This is a genomic window from Yersinia pekkanenii, from assembly GCF_001152565.1.
Lineage (GTDB): Bacteria > Pseudomonadota > Gammaproteobacteria > Enterobacterales > Enterobacteriaceae > Yersinia > Yersinia pekkanenii.
This window is the reverse complement of sequence record NZ_CQAZ01000010.1, coordinates 84,465-97,691: the sequence shown is the minus strand read 5'-3', so window position 1 is coordinate 97,691 and position 13,227 is coordinate 84,465. Positions and strand designations below refer to the sequence as shown.

Below are 13,227 nucleotides of genomic sequence, written 5' to 3'. Positions count from 1 at the left end.
TAATAATTATTATTTTCTATATTGTTATCTTGTCATGGGAAAGTAAAAATTTATCAAAAAAATATCACTCATTAAAGAGTGATATTGTGTATTATTCTTCTGTGGCTAAGGATCTTAAAATGAAAAAAAATAACATTTCACAGTATGTTAATTATTCTAGTAATATGTTTTATACACATATAGTTGATATTCTCGATAAGGAAGGTATTACATATCAGGTTTCCTTATTGGAACATAATTCCCTGTCAATAAATATTGATAATGCACAACTGTCTGATGTGTTGAATTTATTACTAATTCTTTATTACTATGAAAAAGTTGAGGTTAGTCATGTAAAAATACATAAAAAAGTCAATGAAAATGGTGATTATATTATTGGGGCTATTATTTCACTCAATAAACTGGCTAAGAGGATAGAGTAAAATAATGATGTATCTATCTGTTTTTATTTATATTGTTATCGGTGTTTGTGTGGGGAGTTTTTTGAATGTTATTATTTACCGCCTGCCTATTATGCTTTCCAGGTCAGTATTGAAAAACACTGTCAGTAGTCCTTGTGCTGTAAATGATATATTTAAAAATAAATTTAATTTATGTTTACCCAAGTCATTTTGTCCAGGTTGTTATAGTCCTTTACCGGTAAAATACAATATACCCATTTTTGGTTGGTTATTTTTACGAGGCATAACAAAATGTTGTAATAAAAAGATTAACCCTCGCTATTTAATTGTAGAGCTATTGACTGCTTTTTTAACTCTGATAGTTGTGCTTTGTTCTAAAAGTGATTATTTAGCAGTTATTAGTCTTTTTTTAATTTGGTCGCTAATTACATTATCTTTTATTGATCTTGATTGCTATCTTCTCCCTGATTGCATTACATTACCATTGTTATGGCTAGGTCTGATCATTAATATAAACCATACCTTTTGTTCTTTATCTTTTGCTGTGCTAGGTGCTACCGTCGGTTATATTTTTCTTTGGCTACCTTCTTGGTTGTTTAAATTCATCAAGGGTATTGAGGGAATGGGGCAGGGTGATTTTAAGTTAATGGCAGCCCTGGGCGCTTGGTTTGGTGTATCTGCAATACCGATATTGATATTGCTATCTTCTAGTTTGGGTATCATTATCTCCATCGCTATTTCTCGTTTATCTAAAAAGGAGATAAGATACATTGCCTTTGGCCCGTACATTGCTTTGGCTGGAGGGGGTTATCTGTTTATGGGCGAGTATATTACTAATCTACTTTCACTATAAATATATTTAAAATCTGACTCAGTTCCTTGCATTTATAATTATTATCTATACCGTCAGATCTCAGTTTTTTATATCTTATTTCAGTCAGTTCCGAAAGTGACGCATTTTTATGCTGTGACTTATCTATTTCATTACTTCCCATTATTTCTATTGCCTTTTTAATTATTTTATTTTCATCTGGTAAGTTTTCCATACCACATATTTCATTTAGATAACGTATTCCAGAGGTCAATGCAGTTATTTGTTTTACTTTATTTTTTTGAGATTGTTCATCATTGTTATGTGATTGGCATCCGAAAATTATTGGTGTAAGAAATATTGCCAGCTTGATATTTACCTTTCCCATATTCCCTCTTGGCTATTTTAAATACAATGACTCATGTTTTGTATAGTGTTTTTTAATGATATTATAAATTTCATTACATACTGTTTTTTGTGGTTTTATTATATTACTATAGGTCAAAACTCCTCTTTAAAATTAAACCCCACTTTTTGTTTCACGCGTGCTGATGGATGTGAAATAACTTCAGCAATGAGAGCTCTGGCTCCTTTTTGTTTTAAATAATTGGCTAAATATCGGGTTGCGACAGTCCCACCTTCTCTGACTGTATTATCTGCATCAGGTGTCAGCACATACCGCGGATTGGTAGCGGTAGCCACAAGTTCAATATCATGCCCACTGAGAAAGCTATCAGCGAGTGCTATTGTAATTACTTCACCGAGTAATTTTACAACAACAAAGATCTCTCCTCCACGACGAATCTGTAATCGTCGTTGAATTATCCCGGTAACAACCCGTCCAGCATGCACAAGCTTATTGTATTTATCTATTGTTTCAGTACTTGACTCAGCAGGAATTTGACTGGATTCATATTGTTCTGTCCATTGGCTGGCAACACGCATGATGTTTTGACGCAGACCTTCATTTTGCCGTGGAACTGTTGTTGACTCTGTTCCTGAGTGCTCTTCAGTTGTGATCGGTATTTCAAAAATCTCTACTTCAAATGTTAATTCAGGATGCAGAACCCAGTGACCTTGTTCATAAATTCGAGGTATTGTTTCCTGGTGTATATAATTTATAAGATCTAATTCATAGATACCCAGTTGCAGTTGCTCTACAGCCTGTGGAGCTAGCGTAGCTGATTCACTATCATTGCGGGTTATATAATTGGTATAGCTTAGTTGGGCATAATCAAATGCTGATTTTAAATGTTCATTAACTGCTGACGGCTCTTGGTGAAATAATTGAATCTTAACACTATTAATGAAACGTTTTTCAACTTCCATGTCTGTTATGTCACTGCCCGTATTGCCATTTTTAATTATAGATTCAATAACTTGCCCAAAGTAATCACTATTCCATCTGTCAAGATTATGGCCAAAAAGTAATGTAAAATCAGTTAGTACATCCAATGTCCATGTAACACAAGATGGACGTATCTGCCTAATTTGTCGTACTGATAGCAGTGGATACAGAGAAACTCGACATGCTTTGGCTGTAGCGGGTAAAGAGATAGAGTGTTTATTGAGACTACTATTAATATAGGTAAGTGTGAGTTTGGAATCAGTATCTTGCTGTACCTCAGAAATATCTACTGGGGAAAGGGGGGACGCTTCACCTGCAATATGTAATGATTTGCCAGTATAATTTTCCTGTAAGTATTTAGTAATATTATAGACTATATTATCTAACTGGTTGCAGCGGCCTTGTATAATATAATTATACACATTAAACAGCGGGTTTGACCAACAAAATAGTTGGCCTAATCCATCTCGTTTAGACCAGCGCTGACCATTGTCGGCGATGGCAACGGCTTTTTTCATAATTAATGGCTGTTGATTCTTTAGGTTTTTAATTTTTAATAAATTATTTTCTTCAAAATCAAATTCATATGAAATTAGTGGAGATGATTTAATGAGTTTATTTTTCAGTGTTTCTAGATACATGATTTGAAGTTGATAGTCTTTTATTTGCAGTAATAAAGAAAATGTATCTGCTATGTAACTTGAATAAAATAGGAAAGCACTGTTTGTATCTGTATTGTTGATGATTATTACATTTTTTTCTTTCGATACTCTTATGTTTTTTGATATGTTAATATCAAAATTTTCCCTATGGCCATTTTTATTAAAACTGAGAAGTAGCTGTTTGTTTGGAAGATGGCTATCATGCCAGCTTTCAGAAAAAATCTCTGCCAGGTCGAGATTGTGTTTATCTAAGATAACACAGTCTAAATTACAGCTCAGGCCAGCCCACTCGCGTGTTCTTATACTACTGATCCTTTCATTCATTCCTATACTGAGAAGATCATCATAATTTATACTCTCAATGAGTTCGTAAGACTCATTTTTAAAGCTATCATTCGAGTATATTTTTACCTGTGTTTTTTCAGGAATTTCTATAGAATCTATATTGTCATTTAATACGGGAAGTACCGGTCTCCTTTGCAAAATTCTATTTTTATTTTCATTATAAATATCTAAGCTTTTCCCCGTCGATAAGCAAATAGACTCACCGCTAAAATCAGACAGTGAATAAAAACAACTTGCAGGCGTAACCTTGAAAGAACTAATTTCATCATGAAGGTTTAGCTTGGTTAACTCTTCTTTGTCTATATTATCAGTTAGCTTGGTTTCAGTTCCTGAGAAATTATTATCTTTATATACGATGACCTCCATGCCAAAGGGTACCTTTATTGATGATATTTTATCATTCATGCTTGGAGATATATTTATTTCACTTTTGCCCGCTATGACACAAAAATAGTTACCGTGGTATCTATCATCTTCAAAGAAGCAGACTTGTGCTTTATCAGCTAAAACAGTTGATACGTACAATTCCATGAGTAATATTGTGAATTTTATAGTTTTGTTTTCCATTTAAACTCCGCTAATAAATTCTTGGGTAATATATTGCAGTGATTTATTTTACGGTTTTTAGAGCTGTTAAAGCATACCTCAATACTAATGATGTGATAATGGATATTTTTTGTTAGTGATTGATATTTATTGATAGACTTTTATATGTAACTATTTTTTCTATATATAATTTCATTTTTTCATGAAATCTGTAGTTTTTGAATTTATTGATACTTGCGAGTGAATGTGAGTCAGTGTTATTTCTGTTTATCTTTGTGGAATTATTTTAAGGATGAGCAGGCAAATGGATGAAATACTGATTGGGGATATTATATTCACTCCGAAAAAAAGAATGATTAATAAAGGTGGCAGTATGGTTAAAATAAGAAATAAAGAATCAGAACTGTTGTTTTTACTGTGTCACCACTATCCATCATCTCTTTCTCGTGAGGACCTTGAAAAGGCAGTCTGGGAGGGGAGTTATGTTACAGATAATACACTCACACAAACTATTAGTAATTTGCGTAATGCATTAGATGATAAGAAGCATGAGCTAGTCACGACAATTCCCAAAAAAGGGTATTGTATTGGTGTTAAACCCGACTTTATTTCAAATAATTTACTACAAGAACTGTTAGTTACTGAGGGTGATTTAATTGATGATATTAAATTTAAAATAATATCATCATGTTTGGGGTTTGTTAAGTCCCCTCATAAAGTCGCTATACTGGTTATTTCTTTTATTTGTTTTTTCACTTCATTTCAAATTACCTCGAGTCGTTATCAAATTAAAATAATAGACATTAAAAATTCGCCAATATTAATAGGCTTGGACGATGTTCGCGATAAGGATTTCTTATCTTCTTATCTTCTTATCAGAAAGAACCCTATGTTTTTCTAAAAAAAATAAAGAGTGGTGGTTATGTTGCTTGTAAATATCAGGAGGGAGAATTGATATGCGAAAAGAAATGATATTAATTATCTGTGTGAGCGTTTTTTTAGCCGGTAGCCTGGGATATGCTTCGGGCGAGTCTATTCTTATATCCATCCAATGAAGGATATTGAAGGTTATTGGGAGGTGAATTGTTGTTTTAATCATTCGCCTAATAGTTATCATGTTTATTCAAGAATCAATATTATGGAGAGAGAAATAAAATCATCTGCTGATGTTTACGATGCTAGCCACCGAGTGAAGGCGAGGCGAGATATTGTTTTTAGTGTTTTAGATGTTAGTAATAATATTTTCACCGGCAAGGTGTTGGCGCTCTCAATAATAAACAATGATGATAGTAAGTATCTAAATGACTTTCTTAATACGCCATATACTATAAGTCATCCTATTTTCTATAGATTAAATAGGAATACTATTTTTTTAGAGCAATCTCAAGGGCATCCTGTCGATAGTTTGCGTTTATTGACTCGAGCTGATAAATAGAAACCTCCGCAGGTATTAGTAGGAGGTTTCTGTTAATGTTTAGCGCGCCATACTGACTTTTAGTCTCTCGGCCCAACCTGTCGGGTTACCGTAATACTCACTTATCGGCAAAACGGTCATCTTTCCCTGTTTATTTTGCAGCACGAATGTCGGGAAGCCGTGGCCATGTACATTAGCCAGTAAAGCGCGGCTTTCAGCAATATGCTGGGCAGATATTGTCTGGGCGGTTTTGAACGCGGGGATAAACGCGTCACTGCTCAGGCCAATATCAGCAGCAATTTCAGTTAATACCTGAGTATCTGCGATACGGCGGCCTTCTATATAATGCGCTTGTTGGATACGATGAAGCATATCAGCTCCGCGCCTGGCCTGCTCTTCTGCCGCCAAAATAGCTGTAATGGGGGGAGTGGAGTCCATAATTGCTGAGGTGTCATTCAACAAATTATTAAAATAAGCGTCACCAAAATGTTGTCCGCTCAGCTCTGCAATCCGTTTGTCATGGGGCATAACATAATCACGCCATTGGTTATCTATCTGGCGGCGATTGGACCCGGACATCATGCCGCCACCGTGTAATATTAATGTCAGCTCAGGAATGCTTTGCGCTGTCTGTACCAGTGATGCCGCGCCATAGCACCAACCACATAACGGATCGAAAATGTAATGTAACTTTATTGCGGCCATTTCATTTCCTTTTTCAGTACCTTGGCACTTAATTCTAAGCTGGATTCATCTTTCAGCTCTGGATAATGTTTTTTCATGGCGGCAATCAGTGCAGCAGCGTCTTTGGCTTTAGGAATCTCTGCATTTAATGTTGTTAAATAATTTTGAGTAAAGGTAACTGATGCCAATGTTTGTGGCGCGTTACCCAGATAATGCCCCGGAACCACTGTCACTGGTTTTAATGCTTTAATCTTTTCCAATGTTGTCAGCCAGTGCTGGCGTGATTCAACTGTTTGAGTATCAGCCACCCATAAATGGATATTACCAGAGACAGCGACACCGCCCACAACCGCTTTCAATGATGGGATCCAGACAAATGTTTTCTCCGGGGATGGGCCATCGAGCCCTTCAATGTTAATTGTTTGCCCATCAATGGTGAAACTTTTGCCAAGTAGCGGTTGTGGGACAATCACTCGAGTTGGTGCATTTTCTTTCAAAATCGGCCCCCAATAAGCTATTTTACCGTCTTTGGTGGCCTCGATTTCTTCGATAGTTTGCGGTGTTGCGAGCACGTTAGCTTGTGGGAACGCTTTGGTGATGACATCCAGGCCGAAATAGAAATCAGGATCTGCCTGGCTGATATAAATAGTGGTCAGTTTCTTACCACTTTGCTGGATTTTCTTGACCAGAGCTTCGGCATCATTGCGTTGAAATTGTGCATCAATCAAAACAACTTCAGTCTTGCCAGTAATAATTTCAGAAGAAACTGGGAAGATGCTTTTTTCCCCTGGATTATAGACTTCCATTTTCAGCGGCTCGGCCGCGTTAGCTGTTGATGCAGCAGATAAAATCACCAGGCTGGCGAAGCTCATCTGTAATAGCGATTTGTTAGACATGTTAGTTCCTGAGAGTGACTGGGGTATGGGTTAGATAATAGATTGCATATATCGATAGAAAAACCCGATAATAAGCAATTATTTGTTGCTTAAATCGAGCTAATCATGGATAGGGTCACTGCCGCTGAGGTATTTGTCGCGATTGTTGAGCGAGGTAGTATGGTTGCTGCTGCGGAAGCATTAGAGATGTCGCGCGCAATGGTGACACGCTATTTGGCGGAGATGGAGCAGTGGGCAGGGGCGAGATTATTGCATCGGACAACTCGAAAATTGAGTCTGACCCATGCCGGAGAAGCCACACTCGAACGCTGTCGCCGTATGCTTGAGTTTGCTCAGGATATGGGTGTGGTTGAGGGGCAGGGAAGTGACGAATTGCGGGGTTTACTCCGAATTAGTTGTTCTCAGTCTCTGGGGCAGAGCGCATTGGTGATTGCAGTAACCGATTATCTAAGCCGTTATCCACAGGTCGCAGTGGATTTACAAATGAATAATCGGGCTATAAATCTGGTAGCAGAGCGTATTGATTTGGCATTACGCATTACTAATGAGTTAGACCCTAACCTGATAGCTCGGCCGTTATCGACTTGTCATTCAGTCGTCTGTGCCTCACCGAGCTATCTATCTGTCAGGGGGATACCGAAAGCACCCCATGATTTGGCGGTACACAATTGCCTGACATATTCCTATTTTGGCAAAAGCTTGTGGCATTTTGACCAGCATGGCGTTAAATCATCCACCGCAGTGAGTGGTAATTTGAGCGCCAATGAGTCGGTTGTGTTGCTGAGCGGAGCCTTAAAGGGAGCGGGTATTACTTTGCAGCCCAGCTATTCTGCCGCTCCTTATATTGCCAGCGGTGAACTCATAAAGTTATTACCTGATTACCAACCGCAAGCCATGGGTATTTACGGTATCTATACTTCACGGCGGCAAATGCCAGCCACATTGAGGACCATGTTGGATTTCCTGGTGGAGTGGTTTGCTACCAACCCCCTGCCTACTTGACGTTGTAGCTGTATTTACTCACCCGAATCACTGACATGAGTCAACTCACCGGGATTTATTTATTTGCTGCCTTGCTATAAGTCTGCTACTAACTACATGTTGCCGGTTAATTCATTATTACTGGCAACAATTTGATTTGCCTGTCACTGATGGCGGCGAGATATTGTCTGACTGGGAGCGTGTATCATGCCTGTTGCGCTACTGGCATTGGCACTGTGTGCTTTTGCGATTGGTACTACCGAATTTGTGATCATGGGGTTGCTGCCTCAGGTCGCGGGCGATTTGCACATTTCGATCCCAACTGCCGGTTGGTTAATCAGTGGTTATGCGCTGGGAGTCGCTATTGGCGCACCTATCATGGCGGTACTGACCGCCAAATTACCCCGTAAAAAGACATTATTACTGTTAATGGTGATCTTTATCATCGGTAATATCATGTGCGCATTGGCATATAGCTATGATTTTCTGATGTTGGCCAGAGTGATTACGGCGCTGTGCCACGGTGCTTTTTTTGGCATTGGTGCGGTGGTTGCCTCTAATCTGGTCGCGCCAAATCGGCGGGCTTCAGCGGTAGCGCTGATGTTTACTGGCCTAACGCTGGCCAATGTACTCGGCGTTCCATTGGGGACCGCTCTGGGGCAGGCATTTGGCTGGCGCTCGACATTTTGGGTCGTCTCAGTCATCGGCTTGTTCTCACTGGCCGCGCTTTACAGCAAATTACCTTCCTCTCAGCAGGAGGCACCTACCGAGTTACGTAAGGAAATTGCTGCCTTGCGTGGTGGCGGTATCTGGTTGTCTTTGCTGATGACGGTCTTTTTTGCCGCCGCCATGTTTTCCCTCTTTACTTATATCGCGCCAATCCTGATAGAAGTGACGCAGGTATCTGAACATGGTGTCAGTTGGACGTTATTGTTGATGGGCGTGGGGCTGACACTGGGTAATATTGTCGGAGGGTGGCTGGCTGACTGGCGTTTATCCGTCAGCCTGGCGATGACTTTCCTGCTTATTGCGGTGCTTTCTGCCCTATTCAGTTGGACCAGTTATTCTTTACTGGCGGCGGAAGTGACACTGTTCCTGTGGTCGGCGGCGGCATTCTCTGCAGTGCCTGCATTGCAAATCAACGTGGTCACTCATGGCAAAAAAGCGCCTAACCTGGTCTCCACGCTCAATATTGCGGCGTTCAATGTCGGCAATGCTTTGGGCGCATGGGTTGGCGGTGTGGTGATTGCTGGTGGGCTAGGTTTGACAGCCGTCCCCTTGGCCGCCGCCGCACTGGCGGTTATGGGATTGCTGTTGTGTCTGTTTACCTTTTCCCGTGCGCGTGCCAGTAAGGTGAAAGCTGAAGGGATAACTTAATATTGCTGGGCAATCACGGTATCCAGACGCTGCTGGAAAGTGATTGCCTGCTGTTTCAAATGCTCGATAAAAGTATCCACCAAGGTTGATGATGGACGATGCATTGGTTGTATCAGGCTGATAGTGAAAGGGATTTCGACACTAAATGGCCGTACGCAAACGCCTTGGGTATTACCTTTACTGATGTAATCTAATGCCGTAAGTGGATTGACGATTGATACACCCACTCCCTCCCGCACCATGGCGCATACCGATGCTGCACTGTGCGTTTCCAGCACCAACCTGCGGCTAATTCCTTGTTCATTAAACAGATTATCCAGTAACTGGCGATAACTGTCGGTTACTGACAGGCTAATAAAATTCTCACCTTGGAAATCTTGCGGTGTCAGTAGCGCTTTTGCTCGCAATGGATGGTCGCCAGGCAATACACACACTTCATTAACGGTCATCAGTGCATGGCGCAAGGTGCCTGCCGGGGTCTGGGTATTCTCGGTCAGGCCAAGGTCATGGCGCTGAGCCGAAAGCCACTCTTCCAATAACGGTGATTCCTGTGGGATAACACTCAAGCTGACTTCCGGGTAGCTTTCAATAAAGGGTTTGCACACCGCAGGTAGCAATGATTGAGAAAACACAGGCAGGCAGGCAATCGACAACTGTGCCTGTTGGAATTGGCGGATCCCCTCAGCGGCTTGTCTGATACGGTCAAGGCCGTAATAAGAGCGCTGAACCTCTTCAAATAATCGCAAGCCTTGTACCGTTGGGTAAAGGCGGCCACGCACACGATCAAAGAGTTTTAATTGAATCAATTGTTCAAAGCGCGCCAGTTCACGGCTGATCGTGGGTTGTGATGTCTGGAGTAGTAAGGCGGCTTCCGTCAGGTTACCGGTGGTCATGACACCATGAAAAATCTCAATTTGTCGTAGGGAAATCGCGGGCATCACAACACTCCTGAACGGGCGACGATTTAATCTAACCCATATCATAAATGAATAGACTGAGGGTAAATAGATATTTTCCTAACAAGTCCTCGATGGTTAATAATAACCTATCAGCGAAATCACTCTCTTTCGCCCAACATATTGATAATTTAATTACCAGGAAATAACCATGCCACGCTCACTTCACGATACTTCATCGGCACTGACCGCTCAAAATCTGATTGCTCTGCCTGAACGTTTTGGTTGCCCGGTGTGGGTGTATGATGGCGGAATTATTACTCAACGTATCAATCAATTACGGCACTTTGACGTGATCCGCTTTGCTCAGAAAGCCTGTTCGAATATTCATATTCTGCACTTGATGCGTGAGCAAGGGGTCAAGGTTGATTCAGTCTCGTTGGGTGAGATTGAACGCGCTTTACATGCCGGTTTTCAACCGGGGCAAGAACCAGCTGAAATTGTGTTTACTGCGGATCTACTGGATCAGGCAACCTTATTAAGGGTGACGGAGTTAGGTATTCCGGTTAATGCCGGTTCCATCGATATGCTGGATCAACTGGGGCAACATGCAGCCGGTCACCCGGTCTGGTTGCGGGTCAATCCGGGTTTTGGCCATGGCCACAGCCAAAAAACCAATACCGGCGGTGAAAACAGCAAACACGGCATCTGGTATCAAGATTTGCCACAAGCCATTAATAAAATTAAGCAATACGGTTTAACGCTGATAGGCATTCATATGCACATTGGTTCGGGTGTTGATTATCAGCATTTGGAGCAAGTCTGTGATGCCATGGTGCAACAGGTCATTACTCTTGGGCAGGATATCAGCGCTATTTCTGCTGGCGGCGGGCTGTCGATCCCTTATCAGGTTGGTGACGATGAAATTGATACCGAGCATTATTATGGCTTATGGAATAAAGCCCGCGAGCAAATTGCCGCGCATTTGGGCCATCCGGTCAGTCTTGAAATTGAGCCGGGCCGCTTCCTGGTAGCAGAATCAGGGGTGTTAGTGGCACAAGTGCGGGCAGTTAAAAATATGGGCAGTCGGCATTATGTGTTAGTCGATGCCGGTTTTAACGATTTGATGCGGCCTGCAATGTATGGCAGTTACCACCATATTTCATTGCTGCCTGCTGATGGGCGCTCACTCACGTCTGCGCCGTTGATTGAGACCGTGGTTGGTGGCCCGCTGTGCGAGTCAGGTGACGTATTCACTCAAGAAGCGGGGGGGGGATTAGAAACCCGAGCCTTGCCTGCGGCTCAGATAGGCGATTATCTGGTGTTCCACGATACCGGAGCTTATGGGGCGTCGATGTCTTCTAACTACAACAGCCGCCCGCTATTGCCAGAAGTGCTGTTTGAGCAAGGACAGCCACGTTTAATCCGCCGTCGGCAAACCATCGAAGAACTGATTGCATTAGAACAGATCTAGTTTTGACACGGTAGGCAAACCCCTATGACTCGATCTGAAGCGGTGAGGATAGGCCGAAAAGTAAAGCGTCCGCGCCAGGGATGACACGGCTCGAGCCTGATGGCGTCTTTACCATCTGCCTGTTCTCTCCGTGCAGGCACCTTGTCACCAACCCGCGAACCACTCAGTCATCTGTTGGCGTTTGTGGGCTGGCGACAGAGTGGCGGCGCACCAGCGTCGGGCTGAACATATTAGTAATTTCTGGCAGTGGGGTTTTGTTGGCCAGCGCCAGTGCCAATTCGGCGGCTTGTGTTGCCATCGCCACTACCGGGTAACGGATCGTGGTTAACCGAGGGCGCAGATAGCGGGAAATTAATACATCATCAAAACCGATCAGTGAGATCTCTTGCGGTACTTCGATGCTGTTATCACTGAGAACCGACAATGCGCCAGCGGCCATGGAGTCGTTATAACAGGTGACGGCGGTGAAATTTTTACCCCGACCAAGCAGGTCAGTCATGGCTTGCTCGCCGCCTATTTCATCCGGCGTACCGTAAGAAATTAAGCGGTCATCCACTGGAATATCAAATTCTTTTAGTGCATCCAGATAGCCTTGCAGGCGATCAATAGCATCAGAAATCTGATGATTGGAGCAAATAATGGCTATCCGCTTATGACCCTGTTGAATGAGATGGCGGGTTGCCAGCCAGGCACCATAACGATCATCTAATGCGACACAGCGGGTTTCGAAACCGGGCAGAGTGCGGTTAATCAACACCATTCCGGGAATTTGCTTCATTAATGACGTTAATTCTTCATCGGATAATTTTTTGGCGTGAACCACTAGTGCTGCACAGCGATGGCGAATTAGCTGTTCAATAGCCTGGCGCTCTCTCTCTGCGTCATGGTAACCGTTTCCAATCAGCAAGAAATTACCGGTGGCGTAAGCGACTTGCTCTACTGCTTTGACCATTGAACCAAAGAACGGATCGGATACATCAGAAACAATCATGCCCACGGTTTCGGTGGATTGCTGAGCCAGCGCCCGGGCATTGGCATTTGGGTGATATTGCAGCTGTTCCATGGCGTTACATACCGCCATACGTGATGTTTCACTGGCCTTAGGAGAATTATTGATAACACGAGATACCGTTGCGACGGAAACACCCGCCAGCTTGGCTACATCCTTAATAGTGGCCATTTTTCTTCCAGATATTTTCAGGGTAATCGCTTACATCACTCAGTTTTGCGGAAAACAGGGCCATCCGCAAGGGGGGATGATCGCAACTTGGTGAGAAAAAACCAAAGAAAAGGAAATTAGGCGCATTAACTGTTGTTTTCGCCGCCTGCTCGCGCTTTCGCCAATAACCTCTTCGTTCAAAATGATTATAGTTAGTCAAAATTGTGCTTTGG

At 42.1% G+C, this 13,227-nt stretch carries 13 protein-coding genes and 1 pseudogene; 7 read left to right on the top strand and 7 right to left on the bottom strand.

Annotation, left to right across the window (positions count from 1 at the left end; all coding sequences use genetic code 11):
* The first annotated feature begins 119 nt into the window (after positions 1-119).
* Together AEP37_RS07025 and AEP37_RS07020 are read left to right on the top strand one after the other, a co-directional pair.
* Entirely contained in the window at positions 120-422 is a 303-nt protein-coding gene (locus AEP37_RS07025; RefSeq protein WP_049611839.1) for a hypothetical protein, read from the top strand.
* Between the two features lie 4 nt (positions 423-426).
* Positions 427-1,254 (top strand): prepilin peptidase, encoded by an 828-nt coding sequence (locus tag AEP37_RS07020; RefSeq protein WP_049611837.1) that lies wholly within the window; start codon positions 427-429, stop codon positions 1,252-1,254.
* Here AEP37_RS07020 and gspS read toward each other — a convergent pair.
* Positions 1,235-1,600, bottom strand: coding sequence for a type II secretion system pilot lipoprotein GspS (gene gspS, locus AEP37_RS07015; protein WP_049611834.1), 366 nt, complete (start codon positions 1,598-1,600; stop codon positions 1,235-1,237). The two genes, AEP37_RS07020 and gspS, sit on opposite strands and share 20 nt — an antisense overlap.
* Positions 1,601-1,713: 113 nt before the next feature.
* Positions 1,714-4,134: a peptidase inhibitor family I36 protein gene (locus AEP37_RS07010; RefSeq protein WP_049611833.1), complete on the bottom strand. Its 2,421-nt coding sequence runs from the start codon at positions 4,132-4,134 to the stop codon at positions 1,714-1,716.
* Between the two features lie 283 nt (positions 4,135-4,417).
* Between AEP37_RS07010 and AEP37_RS07005 the strand changes: the two are divergent.
* Together AEP37_RS07005 and AEP37_RS07000 are read left to right on the top strand one after the other, a co-directional pair.
* A pseudogene (locus tag AEP37_RS07005) lies at positions 4,418-5,085 on the top strand (winged helix-turn-helix domain-containing protein).
* A gap of 166 nt (positions 5,086-5,251) precedes the next feature.
* On the top strand, positions 5,252-5,548 hold the full coding sequence (locus tag AEP37_RS07000) for a hypothetical protein (protein ID WP_235801383.1): 297 nt from the start codon (positions 5,252-5,254) through the stop codon (positions 5,546-5,548).
* Positions 5,549-5,587: 39 nt separating this feature from the next.
* Here the strand turns inward: AEP37_RS07000 and AEP37_RS06995 are convergent, their stop codons facing one another.
* Both AEP37_RS06995 and AEP37_RS06990 read right to left on the bottom strand, forming a co-directional pair.
* Entirely contained in the window at positions 5,588-6,232 is a 645-nt protein-coding gene (locus AEP37_RS06995) for a DsbA family protein (RefSeq protein ID WP_049611829.1), read from the bottom strand.
* Positions 6,220-7,107 carry an MBL fold metallo-hydrolase gene (locus AEP37_RS06990; protein ID WP_049611827.1) on the bottom strand — a complete coding sequence of 296 codons (888 nt, stop codon included), beginning with the start codon at positions 7,105-7,107 and terminating at the stop codon, positions 6,220-6,222. The genes AEP37_RS06995 and AEP37_RS06990 overlap by 13 nt, the downstream gene beginning before the upstream one ends.
* 105 nt (positions 7,108-7,212) lie before the next feature.
* Between AEP37_RS06990 and AEP37_RS06985 the strand changes: the two genes are divergently transcribed.
* On the top strand, positions 7,213-8,109 hold the full coding sequence (locus AEP37_RS06985) for a LysR family transcriptional regulator (RefSeq protein ID WP_049611824.1): 897 nt from the start codon (positions 7,213-7,215) through the stop codon (positions 8,107-8,109).
* A 186-nt stretch (positions 8,110-8,295) separates the two neighbouring features.
* The gene (locus AEP37_RS06980) at positions 8,296-9,465 is read left to right on the top strand and encodes an MFS transporter (protein WP_049611822.1); all 1,170 of its coding nucleotides are present in this window, start codon (positions 8,296-8,298) and stop codon (positions 9,463-9,465) included.
* On the opposite strand, the gene AEP37_RS06975 is transcribed toward AEP37_RS06980, so the two are convergent.
* Positions 9,462-10,403, bottom strand: a complete 942-nt coding sequence (locus AEP37_RS06975; protein ID WP_049611820.1) for a LysR family transcriptional regulator — start codon at positions 10,401-10,403, stop codon at positions 9,462-9,464. The genes AEP37_RS06980 and AEP37_RS06975 overlap by 4 nt on opposite strands.
* Before the next feature lie 169 nt (positions 10,404-10,572).
* Between AEP37_RS06975 and lysA the strand changes: the two genes are divergently transcribed.
* Positions 10,573-11,835: a diaminopimelate decarboxylase gene (gene lysA / locus AEP37_RS06970; protein ID WP_049611818.1), complete on the top strand. Its 1,263-nt coding sequence runs from the start codon at positions 10,573-10,575 to the stop codon at positions 11,833-11,835.
* A 163-nt stretch (positions 11,836-11,998) separates the two neighbouring features.
* Here lysA and galR read toward each other — a convergent pair whose 3' ends face one another.
* Positions 11,999-13,015, bottom strand: coding sequence for an HTH-type transcriptional regulator GalR (galR, locus tag AEP37_RS06965; RefSeq protein WP_049611816.1), 1,017 nt, complete (start codon positions 13,013-13,015; stop codon positions 11,999-12,001).
* On the bottom strand, positions 13,002-13,214 hold the full coding sequence (locus AEP37_RS25995) for a hypothetical protein (protein ID WP_156168544.1): 213 nt from the start codon (positions 13,212-13,214) through the stop codon (positions 13,002-13,004). The genes galR and AEP37_RS25995 overlap by 14 nt, the downstream gene beginning before the upstream one ends.
* Between the last annotated feature and the right edge of the window lie 13 nt (positions 13,215-13,227).

What these genes read in the sequence shown, in the direction of transcription:
- AEP37_RS07000 (WP_235801383.1), top strand. Translation starts at nt 5,252, where the DNA reads ATGGAGAGAGAAATAAAATCATCTGCTGATGTTTACGATGCTAGCCAC.
- AEP37_RS07025 (WP_049611839.1), top strand. Translation starts at nt 120, where the DNA reads ATGAAAAAAAATAACATTTCACAGTATGTTAATTATTCTAGTAATATG.
- AEP37_RS06980 (WP_049611822.1), top strand. Translation starts at nt 8,296, where the DNA reads ATGCCTGTTGCGCTACTGGCATTGGCACTGTGTGCTTTTGCGATTGGT.
- AEP37_RS07020 (WP_049611837.1), top strand. Translation starts at nt 427, where the DNA reads ATGATGTATCTATCTGTTTTTATTTATATTGTTATCGGTGTTTGTGTG.
- AEP37_RS07010 (WP_049611833.1), bottom strand. Translation starts at nt 4,134, where the DNA reads ATGGAAAACAAAACTATAAAATTCACAATATTACTCATGGAATTGTAC.
- gspS (WP_049611834.1), bottom strand. Translation starts at nt 1,600, where the DNA reads ATGGGAAAGGTAAATATCAAGCTGGCAATATTTCTTACACCAATAATT.
- AEP37_RS06990 (WP_049611827.1), bottom strand. Translation starts at nt 7,107, where the DNA reads ATGTCTAACAAATCGCTATTACAGATGAGCTTCGCCAGCCTGGTGATT.
- lysA (WP_049611818.1), top strand. Translation starts at nt 10,573, where the DNA reads ATGCCACGCTCACTTCACGATACTTCATCGGCACTGACCGCTCAAAAT.
- AEP37_RS06975 (WP_049611820.1), bottom strand. Translation starts at nt 10,403, where the DNA reads ATGCCCGCGATTTCCCTACGACAAATTGAGATTTTTCATGGTGTCATG.
- galR (WP_049611816.1), bottom strand. Translation starts at nt 13,015, where the DNA reads ATGGCCACTATTAAGGATGTAGCCAAGCTGGCGGGTGTTTCCGTCGCA.
- AEP37_RS06985 (WP_049611824.1), top strand. Translation starts at nt 7,213, where the DNA reads ATGGATAGGGTCACTGCCGCTGAGGTATTTGTCGCGATTGTTGAGCGA.
- AEP37_RS06995 (WP_049611829.1), bottom strand. Translation starts at nt 6,232, where the DNA reads ATGGCCGCAATAAAGTTACATTACATTTTCGATCCGTTATGTGGTTGG.